Annotated in this window: 20 protein-coding genes; 11 read left to right on the forward strand and 9 right to left on the reverse strand. The window is 54.5% G+C overall.

The features are described 5' to 3' along the window. Positions 1–96 precede the first annotated feature (96 nt). Positions 97–621: a single-stranded DNA-binding protein SSB1 gene (gene ssb1 / locus APU11_RS24790; RefSeq protein ID WP_003860284.1), complete on the forward strand. Its 525-nt coding sequence runs from the start codon at positions 97–99 to the stop codon at positions 619–621. Between the two features lie 100 nt (positions 622–721). Further along, positions 722–1,357 carry a hypothetical protein gene (locus APU11_RS24795; protein WP_038418467.1) on the forward strand — a complete coding sequence of 212 codons (636 nt, stop codon included), beginning with the start codon at positions 722–724 and terminating at the stop codon, positions 1,355–1,357. 61 nt (positions 1,358–1,418) lie between these two features. On the opposite strand, the gene APU11_RS24800 is transcribed toward APU11_RS24795, so the two are convergent. Then, positions 1,419–1,700 carry a YjcB family protein gene (locus APU11_RS24800; protein WP_008503385.1) on the reverse strand — a complete coding sequence of 94 codons (282 nt, stop codon included), beginning with the start codon at positions 1,698–1,700 and terminating at the stop codon, positions 1,419–1,421. A gap of 659 nt (positions 1,701–2,359) precedes the next feature. Between APU11_RS24800 and APU11_RS24805 the strand changes: the two genes are divergently transcribed. Next, positions 2,360–3,925 (forward strand): EAL domain-containing protein, encoded by a 1,566-nt coding sequence (locus APU11_RS24805; protein ID WP_060578737.1) that lies wholly within the window; start codon positions 2,360–2,362, stop codon positions 3,923–3,925. Positions 3,926–3,931: 6 nt separating this feature from the next. On the opposite strand, the gene soxS is transcribed toward APU11_RS24805, so the two are convergent. After that, the gene (gene soxS / locus APU11_RS24810; protein ID WP_013095071.1) at positions 3,932–4,258 is read right to left on the reverse strand and encodes a superoxide response transcriptional regulator SoxS; all 327 of its coding nucleotides are present in this window, start codon (positions 4,256–4,258) and stop codon (positions 3,932–3,934) included. A 97-nt stretch (positions 4,259–4,355) separates the two neighbouring features. On the opposite strand from soxS, the gene soxR reads away from it, so the two are divergent. The 4 genes from soxR to APU11_RS24830 all read left to right on the forward strand — a co-directional run bounded on the left by soxR (position 4,356) and on the right by APU11_RS24830 (position 9,246). Next, positions 4,356–4,814: a redox-sensitive transcriptional activator SoxR gene (gene soxR / locus APU11_RS24815; protein ID WP_013095072.1), complete on the forward strand. Its 459-nt coding sequence runs from the start codon at positions 4,356–4,358 to the stop codon at positions 4,812–4,814. 315 nt (positions 4,815–5,129) lie between these two features. Next, entirely contained in the window at positions 5,130–5,801 is a 672-nt protein-coding gene (locus APU11_RS24820) for a glutathione S-transferase (RefSeq protein WP_013095073.1), read from the forward strand. A gap of 298 nt (positions 5,802–6,099) precedes the next feature. Beyond that, positions 6,100–7,449: a guanine/hypoxanthine transporter GhxP gene (gene ghxP, locus APU11_RS24825; RefSeq protein ID WP_013095074.1), complete on the forward strand. Its 1,350-nt coding sequence runs from the start codon at positions 6,100–6,102 to the stop codon at positions 7,447–7,449. A gap of 150 nt (positions 7,450–7,599) precedes the next feature. Then, positions 7,600–9,246 carry a Na+/H+ antiporter gene (locus APU11_RS24830; RefSeq protein WP_013095075.1) on the forward strand — a complete coding sequence of 549 codons (1,647 nt, stop codon included), beginning with the start codon at positions 7,600–7,602 and terminating at the stop codon, positions 9,244–9,246. 509 nt (positions 9,247–9,755) lie between these two features. On the opposite strand, the gene APU11_RS24835 is transcribed toward APU11_RS24830, so the two are convergent. Next, on the reverse strand, positions 9,756–10,643 hold the full coding sequence (locus tag APU11_RS24835) for a LysR family transcriptional regulator (protein WP_058650690.1): 888 nt from the start codon (positions 10,641–10,643) through the stop codon (positions 9,756–9,758). 102 nt (positions 10,644–10,745) lie between these two features. Here APU11_RS24835 and APU11_RS24840 point away from each other — a divergent pair, with 102 nt between their 5' ends. After that, positions 10,746–11,153 (forward strand): CidA/LrgA family protein, encoded by a 408-nt coding sequence (locus tag APU11_RS24840; protein ID WP_013095077.1) that lies wholly within the window; start codon positions 10,746–10,748, stop codon positions 11,151–11,153. Further along, complete coding sequence (locus APU11_RS24845) at positions 11,150–11,839, forward strand: LrgB family protein (RefSeq protein ID WP_013095078.1); 690 nt, start codon at positions 11,150–11,152, stop codon at positions 11,837–11,839. The genes APU11_RS24840 and APU11_RS24845 overlap by 4 nt, the downstream gene beginning before the upstream one ends. A 31-nt stretch (positions 11,840–11,870) precedes the next feature. Here APU11_RS24845 and actP read toward each other — a convergent pair whose 3' ends face one another. From actP to acs, 3 genes are all read right to left on the reverse strand, one after another. Then, positions 11,871–13,520 (reverse strand): cation/acetate symporter ActP, encoded by a 1,650-nt coding sequence (gene actP, locus APU11_RS24850; protein WP_013095079.1) that lies wholly within the window; start codon positions 13,518–13,520, stop codon positions 11,871–11,873. After that, on the reverse strand, positions 13,517–13,831 hold the full coding sequence (locus APU11_RS24855; RefSeq protein ID WP_013095080.1) for a DUF485 domain-containing protein: 315 nt from the start codon (positions 13,829–13,831) through the stop codon (positions 13,517–13,519). The genes actP and APU11_RS24855 overlap by 4 nt, the downstream gene beginning before the upstream one ends. Before the next feature lie 134 nt (positions 13,832–13,965). Continuing rightward, entirely contained in the window at positions 13,966–15,924 is a 1,959-nt protein-coding gene (acs, locus tag APU11_RS24860; RefSeq protein WP_058650691.1) for an acetate--CoA ligase, read from the reverse strand. Positions 15,925–16,347: 423 nt separating this feature from the next. Between acs and gltP the strand changes: the two genes are divergently transcribed. Next, positions 16,348–17,661 (forward strand): glutamate/aspartate:proton symporter GltP, encoded by a 1,314-nt coding sequence (gene gltP / locus APU11_RS24865; RefSeq protein ID WP_013095082.1) that lies wholly within the window; start codon positions 16,348–16,350, stop codon positions 17,659–17,661. Positions 17,662–17,741: 80 nt separating this feature from the next. Here the strand turns inward: gltP and APU11_RS24870 are convergent, their stop codons facing one another. From APU11_RS24870 to fdhF, 3 genes are all read right to left on the reverse strand, one after another. Beyond that, entirely contained in the window at positions 17,742–18,416 is a 675-nt protein-coding gene (locus tag APU11_RS24870) for a tetratricopeptide repeat protein (protein ID WP_029883707.1), read from the reverse strand. Positions 18,417–18,537: 121 nt separating this feature from the next. Continuing rightward, positions 18,538–18,690, reverse strand: coding sequence for a Hok/Gef family protein (locus APU11_RS24875; RefSeq protein ID WP_013095084.1), 153 nt, complete (start codon positions 18,688–18,690; stop codon positions 18,538–18,540). 321 nt (positions 18,691–19,011) lie between these two features. Further along, positions 19,012–21,159, reverse strand: coding sequence for a formate dehydrogenase subunit alpha (gene fdhF, locus APU11_RS24880; protein ID WP_077681898.1), 2,148 nt, complete (start codon positions 21,157–21,159; stop codon positions 19,012–19,014). Positions 21,160–21,411: 252 nt separating this feature from the next. Between fdhF and APU11_RS24890 the strand changes: the two genes are divergently transcribed. Beyond that, positions 21,412–22,143 carry a response regulator transcription factor gene (locus tag APU11_RS24890; protein WP_013095088.1) on the forward strand — a complete coding sequence of 244 codons (732 nt, stop codon included), beginning with the start codon at positions 21,412–21,414 and terminating at the stop codon, positions 22,141–22,143.

Consider the following 22,143-nt stretch of genomic DNA (forward strand, 5'->3'; position numbering starts at 1 on the left):
ATTTCTGAACCCGCCACGCAACTATGCAAATTGACGCGTGGAAATGGTACACTCGCGCGTTTACACTATTAAGAAACGTATTCAGGAGACACGAACATGGCCAGCAGAGGCGTAAACAAGGTGATTCTCGTCGGTAATCTGGGCCAGGACCCGGAAGTACGCTACATGCCGAGTGGTGGCGCAGTTGCCAACATTACGCTGGCTACTTCCGAATCCTGGCGTGACAAAGCGACCGGTGAGATGAAAGAGCAGACCGAATGGCACCGCGTTGTGCTGTTTGGCAAACTGGCAGAAGTGGCCGGTGAGTATCTGCGTAAAGGCTCTCAGGTGTATATTGAAGGCCAACTGCGTACCCGCAAATGGACCGATCAATCCGGTCAGGAAAAGTACACCACTGAAGTGGTGGTAAACGTTGGCGGCACCATGCAGATGCTGGGTGGCCGTCAGGGCGGCGGCGCACCAGCAGGTGGCGGCCAGCAGCAGGGCGGTTGGGGCCAGCCTCAGCAGCCACAGGGCGGCAACCAGTTCAGCGGCGGCGCGCAGTCTCGTCCACAGCAGCAGTCCGCACCGGCACCGTCTAACGAACCGCCAATGGACTTCGACGACGACATTCCGTTCTGATTGTCTTCAGCACTAAAGAAAGCCCTGCTGTTGCAGGGCTTCTTGTTTAATTCTCATCACGTTATATTTGGTGCCTGACCCATCTCATCCGCGAGGAGCTATGCCACAACAACTCTTTGATCCCGCAGACGTTCAGAAGACATTCGCAATGCTCACGGTGGATAACCACAACGCTGCGTTGCTGAACGAAATTTCTCCTTGCGCGTCAGTGGATGAAGAACTGTGCTTTGGCCCATTCCCGCCGGGATATCATTTTGTCAGAGCTGAAAATCGAATTGCTGATATTCCTAATGAGCACTTTGAACTGGCGCTGGTCAATGAAATTACGCAGGAGATTGTTTACTACAATCGCGTGATTTATCAGAAAGATGCATTTTTAAATTACATGCCAGTGACGCAAATTCTGATATGGCGCTCGCCTAAACCGTCGCACCGTGGCGTGTTGCGCGATTTGCCAGGAAAAGTGTTTTCTCAGTATTTGCTGGAAAAATACAATGTCATCATCACAGACCGTCACCAGACACGTGATGGTATGAGTTTCTGGCAATCACGTCTGTATGATGCTATCGCCAGCGGCCATCATTTGTACGCCTATGACATGATTACCTGTGAAATGAGACCGATAATGAAAGACAGCGATATCGGCAATCAGGTTGATTGGCTATGGGGCGATGAGGAGCATCATCAGAACCGGCTGGCGATCATCAGTAAACTCCCGCTGCCTGCTGTGGATTGATGCCTTGAAAATAAAAAAGCCTCGTAAGAGAGGCTTTTAACATGCTGTTATGAAACGACCATCAGGTAATCACCATCGGCCAGTCTGGTGGCGTATGGCTCATTGCCTCAACCATCACTACTTTAATATTTTCCCAGACGGCGGCAATATCCAGCAGGGTGATACCAAGCAGACCCGTTGCAAACCAGCAAGCCGCGCCCAGTCCTAACAGCGTACTGATAACCGCAAGACCCGCGTAGTCAGATTTACGAAACTGAATGTTCAGCGTGCTGGCTAAAAACATCAGTACCGCACTCAACAAAGGCCAGCGCAGGAGAACCATGCTGGTCGTAATGGTTGCCATAAAACCCATCCTCTCCAAAACAGACGAACTGAATGAAACAGTGTTTCTCGTTACATGAGATGTGTGAACTATATCACATTTGTTGATTTATTCGCCAGTGTCTGTGCGAGCAGATTGGGGATTTTATTACGCTGAAAAAGAGAGGCGGCAGGATGGGGTTGCCTTCGACATCGGCGGATGCGAACCCACCACGTGCCGGGAGCAACCTCCTTCGAACGAGCGGAGGAGGGCAACGGCGTTCCCAGCGATGCCTTTTTATAAGTGAAGCGTTATTCTCTGCTGATCCTGGAAATAATGTGGTAATAGCCGAACGTTTATAAAACATTGATCAAATTACATCCGCGCAAATAGTATAAAACGTCATGTTGATGTTGTACTTTTTTCATGCTGCCAGAAGTTTGGCTTAATCAACGATCCTCTGTTGCGTTATCTTCAATCCCCCCGTTCAGGCTGGATAAATATTTCCCTTAATAGAAACGGAACGAATACTTTTAGTTTAGCTTACGGACAAATATTATCGTCATAACGAAATTTAAGATTTTTAATACTAAAAGTCAGTTGCTAACTTCGCATGATTCATGCAACGTAATCACCTGTTTATCAAAGCATCCGGCCTTCATTACTACAGGCGTACAACATGCAGGGATATAGGGCGGGAAATGAATCGTAGCGCGCGGCGCAAGATGCTCAGAGTGGTAGGGATCATCATGGTAGTTATGCTGCCGGTGATGCTTGCGCTATGGTTTGCCCAGCTAAGAGCAGTGTCGGAAACAAGCGCGCAGTTACGCACATTTGCTGAACTGGCTTTAGACAAAACTGAACTGGTTATTGAACAGGTTGATCTGGCCCGGACCGAAGCGGAAAAATATCAGGGTAAAGTTTGTACGCCGTCACATCGGCAATATATGTTGAACGTGGTTCGCGGCCGTCTGTTCATCGCTGATTTAATTTATGCCGAAGGCCAGAATTTTCGTTGTTCATCCATTTTTACCCCGGATCGGCCCTATGCGATCTCCCCCGCTAATTACATCCGAAAACCCGATATCGCTATCTATTATTACCGTGATACGCCATTTTTCACTGGCTATAAAATGACATATATGCAGCGCGGGAATTATGTCGTGGTGGTTAATCCGCTCTCGTACAGTGAAGTGATGTCCACCGATCACTCTCTCTCATGGGGCGTGTACGATACGGTAACGAATGCCTTCTTTTCCGTCAGTCAGAAAGCCAACGTTTCTTTATTAAACTCGATGATTCGGGATAAGGACGTGGTATTTCAAAAAGATGACCGTTTTTATACGGTGGTAAAATCGGATAAACGTCCGATTGCCGCCATCGTTTCAACGTCGAATAAACGCTTCTATGAAACGCTCTACCATCAGGCGACGTTGACGCTGCCGCTGGGAATGATCTGTAGCATCATTATTTTGCTGGTCTGGTCGCGCACCCACCGTGAGCTGAACTCCCCAGGACGATTGCTGCATCGGGCGCTGAATAAACGTCAGCTTTGTGTCCATTATCAGCCAATCATCGATATCAAGAATAATCAGTGCGTGGGGGCAGAGGCGTTGTTACGCTGGCCTGGTTTTAACGGGCCTGTCATGAGCCCGGCGGAATTCATCCCGCTGGCGGAAAAAGAGGGGATGAGCGAACGCATTACGGATTATGTTGTAGAAGAGGTCTTCAGCGATCTGGGCCATTTCCTGGCCGCGCATCCTGACCTCTATATTTCGATCAACCTGTCGGCGACGGATTTTCACTCTTCGCGGCTGATCGCCATGATTTCCGACAAAGCGCGGCACTATGCCGTGCGTGCGCAGCAGATCAAAATCGAAGTGACGGAGCGCGGATTTATTGATGTGCCGAAAACTACGCCGGTTATCCAGGCTTTTCGTCAGGCGGGTTATGAAGTGGCAATCGACGATTTTGGTACAGGTTACTCGAACCTGCATAATCTCTACTCGCTGAATGTCGATATTCTGAAAATCGACAAATCCTTTATCGACACCCTAACCACCAACAGCACCAGCCATCTTATCGCCGAGCATATTATCGAGATGGCGCAGAGCCTGCGGCTCAAAACCATTGCGGAAGGGGTAGAAACTGCCGAGCAGGTAAGCTGGTTGTTGAAGCGCGGCGTACAGTTCTGTCAGGGATGGCACTTCGCGAAAGCGATGCCGCCCCAGGAGTTTATGACCTGGCAGCAGCAACCTTTGCACTGATAAACCTTAATTCAACTGGTGACGGTAATCGCTTGGCGTGCGGTCAAACTCGCGGCGAAACACGCGGGAAAAGGTTTGTTGCGACACATACCCCAGATCCATCGCGATATCAAAAATAGGCCGCTGCGTAGAGCGTAACGCCTGCGCTGCCAGCAGTAACCTGCGCTGACGAATGTACTCACCCAGCGTCTGGTGCATTACGGTCCGGAACATTCTCTGTAAATACCATTTCGAATAGCCCGACTTTTTCGCGACCACATCAATGTTCAACGGTTGGTCGATATGTTCATCAATCCATTCAATAAGTGTCTGAATAATTTGCTGATGCGACATAAGGTTGCCCTCTGTAGATACAACTTTCCTGGTTGATTCGTCGTTTTCTCTGTGGGGGAGTATAATTCCTCAAGTTAACTTGAGGTAAAGAGGTTTTATGGAAAAGAGATTGCCGAGAATAAAAGCGCTTTTGACCCCGGGTGAAGTGGCTAAGCGAAGCGGTGTGGCAGTATCGGCGCTCCACTTCTATGAAAGTAAAGGGTTAATCAAAAGCATCCGTAACGCCGGAAACCAGCGGCGCTACACCCGTGACGTGCTCCGCTACGTGGCGATTATTAAAATTGCGCAACGAATCGGAATTCCCCTGGCCACCATCGGTGAAGCGTTCGGCGTGTTACCGGAAGGCCACACGCTGAGCCCGAAAGAGTGGAAAGAGCTTTCATCCCAGTGGCGAGAGGAGCTGGACCGGCGTATTCATACGTTGGTGGCGCTGCGTGACGAACTTGACGGGTGCATCGGTTGCGGTTGTTTGTCGCGCAGCGATTGCCCGTTACGCAACCCCGGTGACAAACTGGGCGAACAGGGGACGGGGGCGCGGCTGCTGGAAGAAGATTGAGATCTGTTTGCCGGGTGGCGGCTGCGCCTTATTTGGCAACAAAACATAATAAAGAACTAAAGCGCCACATTAGGGCGCTTTAGTTTTTTCCGGTCTTTGTCTTTCTCTCTATCCCGCTGGCTCACGGGAGGGTTTCCCCCGACATCAGCACCCCTCATGTCGAGCTGGTTGAGGAGGTTCCGGTTTGTGCTGACACTTTAATTCTATGTAAGGGCCGCTTTTTCGCCAGTCACCGGGGCCGCTTTTTTGGCGAATATTTTTCGCGGTGTTGTTCAATTTTCTATAGTTAAAAAGTATGAATAACAGGAGACCACTATGCTCACGGTACATCACCTTAACCAGTCGCGCTCACACCGCGTGATCTGGGCTCTGGAAGAACTTTCTCTGCCCTATGAGATTGTTCACTACCAGCGCGAAAAAACGATGCTGGCTCCCGAGTCCCTTAAACGCGTGCATCCGTTGGGCAAGTCTCCGGTCATTGAAGACAACGGGCTGATCCTTGCTGAATCCGGTGCCATTCTGGAGTATCTGCAGGAAACCTACGACGCAGAATCGCAGCTTAAGCCGCTGGATCCTGCCCACAAGGTGCAATACCGCTTCTGGCTACACTATGCCGAAGGTTCTCTTATGCCGCTGCTGTTAATGAAGCTGGTATTTAGCAGCCTCGGTAAACCGCCCGTGCCGTTTGGAATACGCACGCTGGGGAAAGCGCTGGGTCAGGGCGTGCAAAAAGCCTATCTCAACCCCCAGCTCGAAACCCACGCGCGTTTTATTGAATCTCACCTGGCTGAAAATAGCTGGTTTGCCGGAGAGACTCTCAGCATGGCCGATATTCAGATGAGTTTCCCGATTTTTGCCCTGCTGGCACGTGGCGGTGTCGAGGATCTTCCGCACACACATGCCTGGAAGAAAAAGGTCGAAAATCGTCCTGCCTGGCAGAGAACCCTGGAACAAGGTGGGCCGTTAACGATCCCTGGCGAGGCGTAATTTGTAACCCCATTGCGCATAAACGATAACGTTTGCGCATCCTCTGCTTATTTCTTCATCGTCATAAGGGAAATTTAGCGAAAAACGAGAAAGTTCAGTTGAAAAGGGCGGTGATTAGGCTGGATAATCGTTTGCCTAAATTTGACCACCCGTTTTGTAAGCGCGGAGCTAAACGTTTGCTTTTTTTGTGACGCCCCTTTTCGTCGCAAACGCAGCACAAGGATTTGACGTTTTGCTGGCAGTGGAGTCTCCACCACGCTTACGGACTTTCTATAAAAACTCTCAGGGGATGTTTTCTATGTCTACGCCATCCGCGCGTACCGGCGGTTCACTTGACGCCATCTTTAAAATTTCTGCTCGCGGCAGCACCGTGCGCCAGGAAATCGTTGCCGGTCTGACAACGTTTCTGGCAATGGTGTACTCCGTCATCGTTGTGCCGGGCATGCTCGGTAAAGCAGGATTCCCACCGGCAGCGGTTTTCGTTGCAACCTGTCTTGTCGCCGGTGTTGGCTCCATCGTAATGGGGCTGTGGGCGAATCTGCCGATGGCGATTGGCTGTGCCATTTCCTTGACCGCCTTCACCGCGTTTAGCCTGGTGCTGGGCCAACACATCAGCGTACCGGTTGCCCTGGGAGCCGTCTTCCTGATGGGCGTGCTGTTCACCATTATCTCGGCAACCGGCATTCGTAGCTGGATTTTGCGCAACCTGCCGCACGGCGTAGCACACGGCACCGGTATCGGTATCGGGCTGTTTCTGCTGCTGATTGCCGCCAATGGCGTGGGTCTGGTCATTAAGAACCCGCTGGACGGTCTGCCGGTGGCGCTGGGTCACTTCGCCAGCTTCCCGGTGATCATGTCCCTGATTGGCCTGGCGGTGATTATTGGTCTGGAAAAACTGAAAGTCCCAGGCGGCATTCTGCTGACCATTATCGGTGTGTCCATTGTTGGCCTCATTTTCGATCCGACCGTGCATTTCTCTGGTATTTTTGCCATGCCGTCACTGAGCGATGACAACGGTAACTCCCTGATTGGCAGCCTGGATATTGTCGGCGCGCTGAACCCGGTGATCCTGCCAAGCGTGCTGGCGCTGGTGATGACGGCGGTGTTTGATGCCACCGGTACCATCCGTGCGGTGGCCGGTCAGGCGAACCTGCTGGATAAAGATGGTCAGATTATCGACGGTGGCAAAGCGCTGACCACCGACTCCCTGAGCAGCGTCTTCTCGGGTCTGGTAGGGGCTTCTCCGGCTGCGGTCTATATTGAGTCTGCTGCGGGCACCGCGGCAGGCGGTAAAACTGGCCTGACCGCCATTACCGTTGGTGTGCTGTTCCTGCTGATCCTGTTCCTCTCTCCGCTCTCTTATCTGGTGCCAGCCTACGCTACGGCTCCGGCACTGATGTACGTCGGCCTGCTGATGCTGAGCAACGTGGCGAAAATTGACTTTGCGGACTTTGTGGACGCGATGTCAGGCCTGATCACTGCGGTATTTATCGTGCTGACCTGTAACATCGTGACCGGCATCATGATCGGCTTCGCGTCGCTGGTGATTGGTCGCCTGGTCTCCGGTGAGTGGCGCAAGCTGAACATTGGCACCGTGGTTATCGCCGTTGCGCTGGTGGTGTTCTACGCGGGCGGCTGGGCAATCTAAATTGTCCTTTGATGCGAAAACGGGTGGCTCAGGCCGCCCGTTTTTATTTTCAGGACTCATCCCGTTGCCTTTTGCGTTACTCTGGGGAAGATAGAATAAAAGGCACGACGCCTTCCGTAGTACATAAGTAACACAGCAAACAGGGAACGCATGGAAATCTTTTTCACAATACTCATCATGACCCTTGTGGTCTCATTATCCGGGGTGGTTACACGCGTACTGCCCTTTCAGGTCCCCCTGCCATTAATGCAAATTGCCATCGGCGCGCTGCTGGCGTGGCCGACGTTTGGCCTGCACGTTGAGTTCGACCCGGAACTGTTCCTCGTGCTGTTTATCCCGCCACTGCTGTTTGCTGATGGCTGGAAAACACCCACGCGCGAGTTTCTGGAACATGGGCGCGAGATCTTCGGTCTGGCACTGGCGCTGGTCGTCGTGACCGTGGTCGGGATTGGTTTCCTGATCTATTGGGTGGTTCCGGGGATCCCGTTAATCCCCGCTTTTGCGCTGGCCGCAGTCCTGTCGCCAACCGATGCCGTGGCGCTGTCCGGCATTGTGGGTGAAGGGCGGATTCCGAAGAAAATCATGGGCATCTTACAGGGAGAGGCGCTGATGAACGACGCCTCCGGTCTGGTTGCCCTGAAGTTCGCCGTGGCCGTCGCAATGGGAACGATGATCTTTACCGTGGGTGGCGCGACCCTGGAATTCTTTAAGGTTGCTATTGGCGGTATCCTGGCGGGCTTCGTGGTGAGCTGGCTGTATGGCCGCTCGCTGCGCTTCCTCAGCCGCTGGGGCGGTGATGAACCCGCAACGCAGATCGTACTGCTGTTCCTGCTGCCGTTTGCCTCCTATCTGATTGCCGAACACATTGGCGTGTCGGGCATTCTGGCAGCGGTCGCGGCAGGGATGACCATCACCCGTTCCGGCGTAATGCGCCGCGCGCCGCTGGCCATGCGTCTGCGTGCAAACAGCACCTGGGCAATGCTGGAATTTGTCTTTAACGGCATGGTCTTCCTGCTGTTGGGTCTGCAGCTGCCGGGCATTATGGAATCCTCTCTGGTGGCGGCGGAGGCCGATCCGAACGTTGAAGTCTGGATGCTCTTTACCGACATCGTGCTGATCTACATGGCGCTGATGCTGGTGCGCTTCGGCTGGCTGTGGACGATGAAAAACTTCAGCGTGCGCTTCCTGAAGAAAAAGCCGATGGAGTTTGGTTCGTGGACCACGCGTGAGCTGCTGATTGCCTCCTTTGCGGGGGTACGCGGGGCGATTACCCTGGCCGGTGTGCTCTCCATTCCGTTGCTGTTGCCGACGGGCGATGTCTTCCCGGCGCGTTATGAACTGGTCTTCCTGGCGGCGGGCGTGATCCTGTTCTCACTGTTTGTCGGGGTGATTATGCTGCCGATTTTGCTGCAGCATATCGACGCCGGGGACGCCACGCAGCAGCATAAAGAGGAGCGGATTGCCCGCGCTGCCACTGCCGAAGTGGCCATTGTCGCTATTCAGAAAATGGAAGAGCGCCTGGCCGCCGATGCCGAAGAGAACATCGACAATCAGCTGCTGACGGAAGTGAGCTCACGCGTGATTGGTAATCTGCGTCGCCGGGCTGACGGCCGTAACGATGTGGAAAGCTCGCTGCAGGAGGAGAACCTGGAGCGCCGGTTCCGTCTGGCGGCGCTGCGCTCCGAGCGTGCCGAGCTGTACCACCTGCGCGCCACGCGGCAAATCAGTAATGAAACGCTGCAAAAGCTGCTGCACGATCTGGATCTGCTGGAAGCGTTGTTGATAGAGAATCAGTAACGCTGTTTTTGCCCGGTGGCGCTGCGCTTACCGGGCCTACGTGCTCGATCGGTTCCCTCTCCCTGTGGGTTGAGGGATCCCCATAAAATAATGCCTGCACGGAGGACCCCCTCTCCCTTGAGGGAGAGGGTTGGGGTGAGGGGGAACATATGGCTGTAGAGGTCATTCCGTTCACTTTATGTTCCTTGCTACTCTGTAACGGCATGACTTGTGAACGTGCCAGGGCGGCTCAATCGCCACCGCCCTGGCGACCCGGGCTCCCGGCGGTAAATCGCCGCTTCGCGGTGCCCTCGGCTTATTCCTTCCGGCTTATCGGGGACGGGCGGATGTAACGTCCCTGTAAAGCCGCCCTCTCGGCGCATCCATGCGCCTCGCCCCGGCCTGCAGGAAACGCCTCAGCGATTTACAGCCGGACCAGGGCGTCGCTGTAAGTCATTCATTTTCCTGAAGCAACATTCATCGCTTCCGGTAAAAAATTACAGGGGATCCCTCAGCCCTGTGGGAGAGGGTTAGGATGAGGGCACCCAAAATCCCTCACAACATTGCAGCCACGCCTGGGCGCTGTGCGACAAATATATCCCTTCTCGCCAGATCATCCCCAGTTGCCAGTGCAAATCGCTTTCGAGTGGGATCCAGCGCAGCGTGTTTTTATCCAGACGCTCGCAAATCGGCTGCGGCAGAATGGCAATTCCCACGCCTGCCTGCACCATCGCTGCCAGGAAATCCCACTGGCCGCTGCGCACCGCAATGCGCGGCTTCACGCTATGTTGATTAAACAGCGTCATCAGCTGGCGGCTGAGGGCGAAATCTTCGTTGTAGATCAGCAGAGGGTATTCACCGAGCAGCTCAGGTTTCACTGAATCTCGCTTCAGCCAGTCGCCGGAGCGGGGAACCAGCACGCACAGCGGATGGCTAAAGAGCGGAAGCGTCGCCAGACCGCTCTCTTCCTCAGCGGGGAGGGCTGTCATGGCGACGTCCAGCTCGCCGTTGGTTACGGCCTGCTGGACGGTTAACCCACCAAACTCCGAAATTTTGAGTTCAACGCCGGGGTAACGCTGGCGAAACAGGCTAATCGGCCCGGCCATCATCATCCCGACCATCGGCGGAATACCAAGGCGCAGCACCCCTTTGGTCAGGTGGTTAATATCGTCTAGCTCCGCTTCCAGCTGACGAAACTCGGCCAGGATCGCCAGGCCACGTTCAAACACCACGCGCCCGGTATCGGTAAGCAACAGCTTGCGTCCGTCGCGGATCAGCAGGGTACAGTTGAGTTCATCTTCGAGGTTTTTCAGCATTTTGCTGATGGTGGGCTGGGTAACAAATAACTTCTCCGCTGCGCGGGTAAAACTCTGCTGGCGAACCACTTCGACAAAATAGCGCAGCGTTCTTATGTCCATGATTATTCCTCGAAACTATACCTTCGATGATTTTAATTCATTTCAGTCCATACCGTGCGCTCACTATACTGGCGCCTCGTCTCATTTTTGAGGAAAACCCCCATGGCCGTGGCGTTAAGCCGTGTTACGCCTGCCGTTGTGCAACGACTCCAGGTACCGGTTCAGGTACTGCTCTACGCGGGACTGTTTGTTTTTGCGGAATATCTTGTCGGCTGGCTGCATCTGCCGCTGCCTGCCAACCTGGTGGGGATGGTGTTGATGCTGACGCTCATTCTCTGCCGCGTTATCCCCCTTAGTTGGGTGCGTGCCGGCGCGCGCTGGCTGCTGGCAGAGATGTTGCTGTTCTTTGTTCCTGCCGTGGTGGCGGTGGTGAACTATGCGCAACTGCTGATGGTGGACGGCTGGCGGATCTTCGCGGTCATCGCCCTGAGCACGCTGATGGTGCTGGGCGCCACCGCCTGGGTGGTGGACAAGGTTTATCGCTTCGAGATCCGCAGGCAAAAAACATGACTAACTTCCAGATAAGCGTGCTGTGCCTGATTGCCACGCTGGTTATCTACTTTGCCAACAAACGCCTGTATCGTCGCTTTCACGCGCTGCCGCTGATGCCGCTGGTCTTCACGCCGATCCTGCTGGTGCTGATGCTGGTTTTTGGCCATATCTCCTGGCAAAACTACATTGGCGAATCCCACTGGTTGCTGTGGCTACTGGGGCCGGCCACCATCGCCTTTGCGGTGCCGGTGTACGACAACCTGAATATCATTAAACGTCACTGGATGTCGCTCAGCGCGGGGGTGATTACCGCCACGGTGGTGGCGGTCTGTAGCTCCGTCTGGCTGGCGCGGCTGTTTACGCTGCCCGATGAAATTCAGCGTAGCCTGGCCGTGCGCTCGGTAACGACGCCATTTGCTCTGGCAGCCGCTAAACCGCTCGGCGGACAGCCGGATCTGGTGGCGCTGTTCGTGGTTGTCACCGGTGTCTTCGGTATGGCGGTGGGCGATATGCTGTTTCTGCGGCTTTCTATCCGTGAAGGGTTGGCAAAAGGGGCGGGATTTGGCGCGGCGTCACACGGCGCGGGAACGGCACGCTCTTATGAGTTGGGTCAGCAGGAGGGAGTTGTAGCAAGCCTGGTGATGATGCTCTCCGGCGTGTTGATGGTGCTGATTGCGCCGCTGGTGGCGTGGGTGATGTTCTGAACTCCCCGGCCCGAAGGCCGGGGATCAAGACTCAGTGTGCGCGGCCTTGTTCCACGCCCAGGCCGGTTTGCGAGCGGATAAACTGGGCGCGGAATTTCTCACGCTCCAGGTTCCCCTCCGGCGAGTTGTCGGTTGCAGAAAAGATCCAGATACCGATAAACGCCACGGCGATTGAAAACAGCGCCGGGTACTCATACGGGAAGAGCGCCTTTTCGTGACCGAGGATCTGCACCCAAATCGTCGGGCCGAGGATCATCAGAATCACCGCAGTCAGCAGCCCCAGCCAGCCGCCTACCATTGCGCCACGGGTGGTCAGTTTAGACCAGTACATGGAGAGCAGGATGATAGGGAAGTTACAACTCGCCGCAATCGAGAAGGCCAGCCCCACCATGAAGGCAATGTTCTGCTTCTCGAAGAGGATCCCCAGCAGGATCGCCACCACACCCAGAATCAGTACGGTGATTTTGGAGACTTTGAGCTCTTCACGCTCGGTTGCGCCTTTGCGGAACACGTTCGCGTACAGGTCATGCGACACCGCAGATGCTCCGGCAAGCGTAAGCCCGGCAACCACGGCAAGGATGGTGGCAAAGGCCACTGCTGAGATAAAGCCGAGGAACAGGTTGCCGCCTACCGCATCCGCCAGATGCACTGCCGCCATGTTATTCCCGCCAATCAGCGCGCCCGCCGCGTCTTTAAATGCCGGGTTCGCTCCCACCAGCATGATGGCGCCAAAACCGATGATAAAGGTCAGTATGTAGAAGTAACCCATAAACCCGGTGGCGTAGAAGACGCTCTTGCGCGCTTCGCGGGCATCGCTCACGGTGAAGAAACGCATCAGGATATGTGGCAAGCCTGCGGTACCAAACATCAGACCCAGACCGAGTGAAAGCGCGGATATCGGGTCTTTCACCAGCCCGCCCGGGCTCATGATCGCTTCCCCTTTCGGGTGGACCGCCATTGCTTCGGTAAACAGGTTGTTGAAGCTAAAGCCGACGTGTTTCATCACCATAAAGGCCATGAAGCTCGCACCGAACAGCAGCAGAACCGCTTTGATAATTTGCACCCAGGTGGTTGCCAGCATGCCGCCAAACAGGACGTACATCACCATCAGCACACCCACCAGCACCACCGCGACGTGGTAGTTCAGGCCGAACAGAAGTTCGATCAGTTTGCCTGCGCCAACCATCTGGGCGATCAGATACAGCGCCACCACCACCAGCGAACCGCAGGCGGAGAGAATACGAATCGGACCCTGCTTCAGGCGATACGAAGCCACGTCAGCAAAGGTGAAACGCCCCAGGTTGCGCAAGCGTTCGGCGATCAGGAACAAAATGATCGGCCAGCCCACCAGGAAGCCGAGAGAGTAGATCAGACCATCGTAGCCGGAGGTGTACACCAGCGCGGAGATCCCAAGGAAAGACGCGGCAGACATAAAGTCGCCCGCAATCGCCAGCCCGTTCTGGAAACCGGTAATATTACCACCCGCAGTGTAGTAATCATTACGGGAACGGACGCGTTTCGACGCCCACCAGGTGATATACAGCGTCAGCACCACGAAAATCAGGAACATGATAATCGCCTGCCAGTTGGTTGGCTGGCGCTGAACCTCGCCGGTAATGGCATCTGCGGCGTGTGCCGCAAAGGGAAGTGTGGCGGCAAGCGCCGTCAGGACTCTCTTCATGATGCTTTTACCTCACGCAGTACCGCTTTATTAAGACGATCGAATTCGCCGTTCGCGCGCCAGACGTAGACGCCGGTCAGCACAAACGAAATCACAATCACGCCAATGCCAATCGGAATGCCCCGTGTGACGCTGGTGCCCTCATGCAGCGGCGTACCCAGCCAGTGTGGGGCAAAGGCGATAAGCAGAATAAAGCCGACGTAGATAATCAGCATGATGATGGAAAGTAAGAAGGCAAACCGTTGCCGTTTATCAACGAGCTCCCTGTAGTGCGCACTATTCTCTATCTGCTGACAAATATCGTTATTCATCACAGAAATCTCCAGAAGTAAGGTTGGTTTGTTTTATCCCCTCTCCCCTATGGGGAGAGGGTTAGGGTGAGGGGAGGAAGGTGCGGTCTGATGCCCTCACCCCGGCCCTCTCCCACAGGGAGAGGGAGAAAAGATTACGAAGGCATTGCGATGGACTGCTTCTCTTCGAGCAGTTTTTCCACCACGCCCGGATCGGCGAGCGTTGAGGTATCACCAAGGTTGCTGGTGTCCCCTGCCGCAATTTTGCGCAAGATACGGCGCATAATTTTGCCGGAACGAGTTTTCGGCAGCGAGTCAGTCCAGTGCAGTACATCCGGCGTGGCAAGCGGGCCAATCTCTTTGCGGACCCAGTTGCGCACGTCGGCATACAGTTCTGGCGATGGCTCTTCACCGTGATTCAGCGTCACGTAGGCGTAAATCGCCTGGCCTTTAATGTTGTGCGGGATCCCCACAACGGCGGCTTCGGCAATCTTCGGATGCGATACCAGCGCGGATTCAATCTCCGCGGTGCCCAGACGGTGGCCGGAGACGTTCAGCACATCGTCCACGCGCCCGGTGATCCAGTAATAGCCATCCTCGTCGCGACGCGCGCCGTCACCGCTGAAGTACATGTTTTTAAAGGTTGAGAAGTAGGTCTGCTCGAAGCGTTCGTGGTCGCCAAAAAGCGTACGTGCCTGGCCCGGCCAGGAATCGACGATCACCAGGTTGCCTTCGGTGGCGCCATCCAGCGGATTGCCTTCGTTATCCACCAGCGCAGGCTGGACGCCGAAGAACGGTTGGGTCGCTGAACCGGCTTTTAAGCGGGTTGCACCCGGCATTGGGGTGATCATGAACCCACCGGTTTCGGTCTGCCACCAGGTGTCCATTACCGGGCATTTTTCGTTGCCGATCTTCTTCCAGTACCACTCCCAGGCTTCCGGGTTGATAGGCTCGCCGACGGAGCCGAGGATGCGCAGGGAAGAGCGGTCAGTGCCTTCTATCGCTTTATCCCCTTCCGCCATCAGCGCACGGATCGCCGTGGGCGCGGTGTACAGAATATTGACCTGGTGCTTATCGACCACCTGGCACATCCGCGCCGGGGTTGGCCAGTTTGGTACACCTTCAAACATCAGCGTTGTTGCACCGCAGGCCAGCGGGCCGTACAGCAGATAGCTGTGACCGGTGACCCAGCCCACGTCGGCGGTGCACCAGTAGATATCGCCCGGATGGTAGTCGAAAACGTATTTAAAGGTGGTGGCCGCATAGACCAGATAGCCACCGGTGGTATGCAGTACGCCTTTCGGTTTGCCGGTGGAGCCGGAGGTATAGAGGATAAACAGCGGATCTTCCGCGTTCATCTCTTGCGGTTGATGCTGGTCGCTTGCTTTTTCAATCAGGTCACTCCACCACAGGTCGCGCCCTTCATTCCAGTCGATCTTGCCACCGGTACGCTTAAGGACGATAACGTTGCTGACGGTTTTGACGTTCGGGTTTTTCAGCGCTTCGTCGACATTTTTCTTCAGAGGAATACCGCGCCCGGCGCGCACGCCTTCATCAGCGGTGATCACCAGTTTCGAACTCGAGTCGACAATACGCCCGGCAACCGCTTCCGGCGAGAACCCGCCAAAGATAACGGAATGGATCGCGCCGATGCGCGCGCAGGCCAGCATCGCCACCGCCGCTTCCGGCACCATCGGCATATAGATGGCGACCACATCGCCTTTTTTAATGCCCTGGTCCAGCAGCACGTTAGCGAAGCGGCACACGTCGCGGTGCAGCTCTTTATAAGAGATATGTTTGCTCTGAGAGGCGTCGTCGCCTTCCCAGATAATGGCCGTTTCGTTACCGCGTTCGGCAAGGTGGCGATCGAGGCAGTTCGCCGCAAGGTTTAGCGTGCCGTCTTCATACCATTTAATAGAAACGTTACCCGGCGCAAAGGAGGTGTTCTTCACCTTCTGGTAAGGTTTGATCCAGTCAAGAATATGGCCCTGCTCGCCCCAGAAAGTGTCAGGATCAGAGACAGATTGCTGATACTTCTCGTGGTACTGCTCCGGGTTGATCAGGCAACGGTCCGCAATGTTAGCGGGAATGTCGTGTTTGTGTATTTGGCTCATGGCTTTTTTTCTCCTTGTAAGATGTTAATAATATGTCGCAAAAACGTTAATAGTAGGGGCTTTACAAGCTTTGTTTATTATTTGGGCGGCAGATCACGCATTGTTTGAAGCGTATGAAAAATGAGCGAATGAAACTTTGAAGAAAAATAATTTACCGGACGGATTATTCACATTTGCGCATAAAAAATCGTTTTTATAACAAATGGTTATTTATGAGAATTATCGTAAACTCGCGTCATAACGGCTTTTCGTAGTGAAATGCGTTGTTCTTTAAGGCTTGCGCAACACACCGCGCAGATGATACTCATACGCCGCGTTAAAAAATCCCATAAACCAACGCAACACAATTCATACCCTTTCAGTATGTCTCCATATTCATGCAGTCTGCATGAATAGGGCGCTTCATTGAGGAAGTCAGTTTCTATGAAAAACGTTAAAGTCAGCCTGGCCTGGCAAATCCTGCTGGCCCTTGTGCTGGGTATCCTGCTGGGTAGCTATCTCCATTATCACAGCGACAGCCGCGAGTGGCTGATTGCGAACTTGCTCTCCCCGGCGGGCGATATCTTTATTCATTTGATCAAAATGATCGTGGTGCCAATTGTCATCTCGACGCTGGTGGTCGGTATTGCCGGAGTCGGTGATGCAAAACAGCTGGGCCGCATCGGTGCAAAAACCATTCTCTATTTCGAAGTGATCACGACGATTGCCATCATCCTTGGCATTACCCTGGCGAATGTCTTCCAGCCAGGCTCCGGGATCGATATGTCGCAACTCGCGACGGTGGATATTTCGAAATACCAAAGTACGACCGCTGAAGTGCAGAGCCATGCGCACGGCCTGATGGGCACCATCCTGTCGCTGGTGCCGACTAACATTGTGGCGTCGATGGCGAAGGGCGAGATGCTGCCTATCATCTTCTTCTCGGTGCTTTTTGGTCTGGGTCTTTCCTCTCTGCCTGCCACGCACCGTGAACCGCTGGTCACCGTGTTCCGCTCCATCTCTGAAACCATGTTTAAAGTGACCCACATGGTGATGCGTTACGCGCCGGTTGGGGTGTTTGCGCTTATCGCGGTAACCGTGGCGAACTTCGGTTTTGCCTCCCTGTGGCCGCTGGCGAAGCTGGTAATTCTGGTGCATTTCGCCATCCTGTTCTTCGCGCTGGTGGTACTGGGCATTGTGGCGCGCCTGTGTGGGCTGAGCATCTGGATCCTTATCCGCATTCTTAAAGATGAGCTGATTCTGGCGTACTCCACGGCCAGCTCTGAAAGCGTGCTGCCGCGTATTATTGAGAAGATGGAGGCTTATGGTGCCCCAGCTTCTATCACCAGCTTCGTGGTGCCAACCGGCTACTCCTTTAACCTGGACGGCTCGACGCTGTACCAGAGCATCGCAGCCATCTTTATTGCCCAGCTGTACGGCATTGATCTGTCGCTGTGGCAGGAAATTGTGCTGGTACTGACGCTGATGGTGACCTCAAAAGGGATCGCGGGCGTGCCGGGAGTCTCCTTCGTGGTGCTGCTGGCGACGCTTGGCAGTGTCGGTATTCCGCTGGAAGGCCTGGCGTTTATCGCCGGTGTTGACCGTATCCTCGATATGGCGCGTACGGCGCTGAATGTGGTTGGAAACGCGCTGGCGGTGCTGGTTATCGCCAAGTGGGAACACAAGTTCGACCGTAAAAAAGCGCTGGCGTATGAACGCGAGGTGCTGGGTCGTTTTGATAAGACGGCTGACCAGTAACATCCAAAGCCCGGTGGCGCTGCGCTTACCGGGCCTACGGGTTTTGTAGGCCGGGTAAGGCGAAGCCGCCACCCGGCACTTTATTCTCCGCTCAACGCATCAAACTCTTCACATCCCGTATCAAACCCTTCCGTACAGCTCAGGTTCAACCAGTAGAGCGCCTTCTGTTTATTGGGCGTGATAAAGCCTTTCTCGCCCTGCTGGAACAGCATCCCTGCCCAGTATTCGGCATAGCCAGTGCGTGACAGAGACGAGCTGCGCTTAAACCACGATGCCGCCAGAGCATCGTCCTGGGCCACTTCTACACCGTTGGCATAAATCAGACCCAGCAGCATTTGCGCATCTACCGCAGAGTCGTTGTCGATATCTTCGGTGGCCGTCTGCAGCAGTTTGATGGCCTGCGGGTAGTCTGTTTTGCCACCCTGGGTATTCACCAGAACGCGTGCCAGCATAATGGCGCCACGCTTGCTGCCCGCAATCGTGGCCTGCTGTGCCAGCGCTTTAGCCTGAGCGTAATCGCCCTGAGTAAAGTGGATCTGAGACAACAGGGCCATGGCATCGATGTCGCCCCCTTTTGCCGCTTTCTCTGCCCACATCGCCGCCTGCTTGCTGTCGCCGGAGCTGAACCAGGTGTCGGCGAGATAATACTGAGCGCGTGCATCGCCCGCCTCCGCCTGTGCTTTGTACTGGCTGCCAATCTCATCGGCATGGACGAACGACGTAAAAATTAATAACAACAGTAAAAATGGTTTCATGGATTCTTATCATCTGGGTACACGCCGCGCAGTATAATCGCGGCCATAGAATAAAAAAAAGGGTGCGTTAAGACCTCAGCATCCTGCAAGCCGGGCGGAACTGTCGTTCCGCCCGCAGAGGTTAGCCTGCAACGCAGGCTAATTTCGCCGCCACCTCCTGATGTTCACTCTTTATTGTCAGTTCGCATAACTTTCCGCGAGTAATAAAGGTAAAGATCACTATCGTCAGGCAGATAATAAAGACAATGCCTAACGCAGTTTTTAATGGCGTCATGCCTTTTACTCCTTGTCAAAAAAAGAATAAGAGGCTACTCTCAACCTGTAGGTTGTTGAGGGGTAGCCTCGGGTAAATGAATATTTCCCGGGGCTTTCCACTTTCTGTCCCTCAACAATGCTCAAGACAGAAAGTCTTAAGCACCCGCCGCACATCTTATCCATCTGAATCAAAATGCAAAGATGTAATTCTTTTTCGTGCAATTTACATTATTTCTGCGAGCAGCTTACAAGATTAATAATTGATATTTTTAATGAGTTAAGCGGAAATAAAAAGGGAGTGAATATTTCACTCCCTTTATTCATCGATTAAATAACATCATTATCCCATCGCACTTTCGCGCAAGCGGGCTTTCAGCTTGTTATATTCGTCGATCACATACTGTTCCGCAGCGTGCTGATCCGCAATCGGCTCCACGCGTACGGCGCAGTACTTATACTCCGGCGTTTTGGTTATCGGGCTTAAGTTCTCCGTCACCAGTTCGTTACAGGCGCCTATCCACCACTGGTAGGTCATGTACACCGCCCCTTTGTTGGGACGATCGCTGACCTGCGCACGGGTAATGATCCTACCTTTACGCGAGTTCACCCATACCAGCGCTTCGTCTTCAATGCCAAGACGTTCAGCGTCAGCGGTGTTGATCTGCGCATAACCTGGCTCATCCGCCAGCGCTGCCAGCGCCGCGCAGTTGCCGGTCATCGAACGGCAGGAGTAGTGGCCCACTTCACGCACGGTGGAAAGCACCATTGGATACTCATCAGTGAGTTTATCAATGGGGGCAACCCAGTCGCAGGTGAAGAACTGTGCCAGCCCATTCGGGGTGTCGAATTTCTCTTTAAAGAGATACGACGTGCCCTGGTCGGCCTCAGACTCATCCCGGCACGGCCACTGGATATACCCCAGTTCACCCATTTTTTCATAGGTTGCACCGTAGAAGTCCGGACACAGATGCCGCAACTCGTCCCAGATCTCCTGAGTGTTGTTGTAGTGCATCGGATAACCCATGCGGGTGGCAATTTCGCTGATGATTTGCCAGTCGGTTTTCAGATCCCACTTCGGCTCCACCGCTTTAAAGAAGCGCTGGAAGCCACGGTCTGCCGCCGTGTAAACCCCTTCATGCTCGCCCCAGGACGTTGACGGTAAAATCACATCCGCCGCTGCCGCGGTTTTGGTCATAAAGATGTCCTGAACAATCACCAGCTCCAGATCCTCAAACCCTTTACGCACTGCAGAGAGCTCGGCGTCGGTCTGGAGAGGATCTTCGCCCATGATGTAAGCCGCCCGCACTTCACCATGTGCCGCCCGGTGCGGCAGCTCGCTGATGCGATACCCGGTGTGCTCCGGCAAACTTTCCACGCCCCACGCTTTGGCAAACTTCGCGCGGTTTTCCGGGAACTTCACGTACTGATAGCCCGGATAGGTGTCCGGCAGCGCACCCATATCGCAGGCACCCTGCACGTTGTTCTGACCGCGTACCGGGTTCACCCCGACGTGTGCTTTGCCAAGGTTGCCGGTCAGCATGGCGAGGCTGGTCAGGGAACGCACGGTTTCCACGCCCTGATAGAATTGGGTCACGCCCATGCCCCACAGAATGGCGGCGGTTTTCGCTCCGGCGTACATCCTTGCTGCCTGACGGATCTCCTGCGCGCTGACGCCGGTGATCGCTTCGACAGATTCTGGCGTATAGCCTTCGACAATTTTCCGATACTCTTCAAAACCTTCCGTACGGGTGGCGACAAACGCCTGGTCGTAGAGGTTCTCCTCAATAATGACGTGCCCCATGGCGTTCAACAGCGCGATGTTCGAGCCGTTTTTCAACGCGATGTGCATATCTGCAATACGAGCCGTTTCGATTTTGCGCGGATCGCAGACGATGATTTTCGCCCCGTTCTGTTTGGCGCGAATAACGTGGTTCGCGACAATCGGGTGAGAATCCGCCGGGTTATAGCCGAAGATAAAGACGAGATCGGTGTTGTCTATCTCGTTAATTGCATTACTCATTGCGCCGTTTCCGACCGACTGGTGCAGACCTGCAACCGATGGGCCGTGTCAGACGCGAGCGCAGCAGTCGACGTTATTGGTTCCAATAACGGCGCGCGCGAATTTTTGCATTACATAGTTGGTTTCGTTACCCGTCCCGCGCGATGACCCGGTGGTCTGGATCGCATCCGGGCCATATTTAGCCTTAATGGCGCTCAGGCGGGTGGCGACGTAGTCCAGCGCCTCGTTCCACGAGACGGCTTCCAGCTTGCCACCGCGTTCACGGCGGATCATGGGGGTTTTCAGGCGCGGGGTGAGAATTTGGGTATCGTTAATAAAATCCCATCCGTAGTACCCTTTCAGGCACAGCGTGCCCTGGTTGGTTTTCCCCTGTGCGGCCTCCGCCCGGACGATTTTGCCGTTATCGACCACCAGGTGGATCTTGCAACCTGAGGCACAATAAGGGCAAACCGTGACGACTTTTTTCATCAGTCTGCTCCAGTTAATCATTTCGCAGCCATAATGCAGCTTTTATGCCATGTTTTTAGTGTGGTTATCACTCGACTTTACGGGCGTTCTCCTGGCAAAACCCTGACGAAAAGCAGGCAATCGTCAAAATTGACGTGTCGAAAAGGCAGCGGATGTGACATGGGTTGTAATTCCGTCACGTAAAAATCCATTTGGCTGGAGCCGACGGCAGAATAGTTCAGACTTAACATAATCCCCTGACGGAAGCATGCGATGAAACCGGCGATTCTGGTGGTTGATGACGATACGGCAGTGTGCGAGCTGCTGCAGGATGTGCTCAGCGAGCACGTCTTTACGGTGCTCGTCTGCCATAACGGACAGGACGCACTGAACCGGGTTCATCAGGAACCGGGAATTGCCCTGGTCCTGCTGGACATGATGCTGCCGGATATCAACGGCCTGCAGGTCCTGCTGCAGTTGCAAAAGCAACGCCCGGATCTGCCGGTAGTGATGCTTACCGGGCTGGGGAGTGAGTCTGACGTGGTGGTAGGGCTGGAGATGGGTGCCGACGACTACATTGGCAAACCGTTTAATCCGCGTGTGGTGGTCGCCCGGGTTAAAGCCGTGCTCAGGCGTACCGGAGCGCTGGCGGCCGACACGCCCGCGCCACGAGTGGCGGGCATTGCTTTTAATGGCTGGACGCTGGATACCACCCGCTGCGAACTGATCGATCCGCAGCGTAACCCCGTACCGTTGACCCAGGGTGAATACGGCCTGCTGCTGGCGCTTACCCAGAATGCCCGCCGGGTACTGAGCCGCGAGCAGCTGCTTGAGCTGACCCACAGCGAAAGTGCCGATGTGTTTGACCGCACCATCGACGTGTTGATCATGCGCCTGCGCCGAAAAATCGAAGCCAATCCGCACCAGCCCGCATTAATCAAAACGATCCGCGGGCTGGGCTACGTCTTTGCCGCCGATGTCTGTCATCCCGATAGGGCGGCGTAA

Source organism: Enterobacter sp. 50793107, assembly GCF_001463365.1.
In the GTDB taxonomy this organism is placed as follows: Bacteria; Pseudomonadota; Gammaproteobacteria; order Enterobacterales; family Enterobacteriaceae; genus Enterobacter; species Enterobacter cloacae.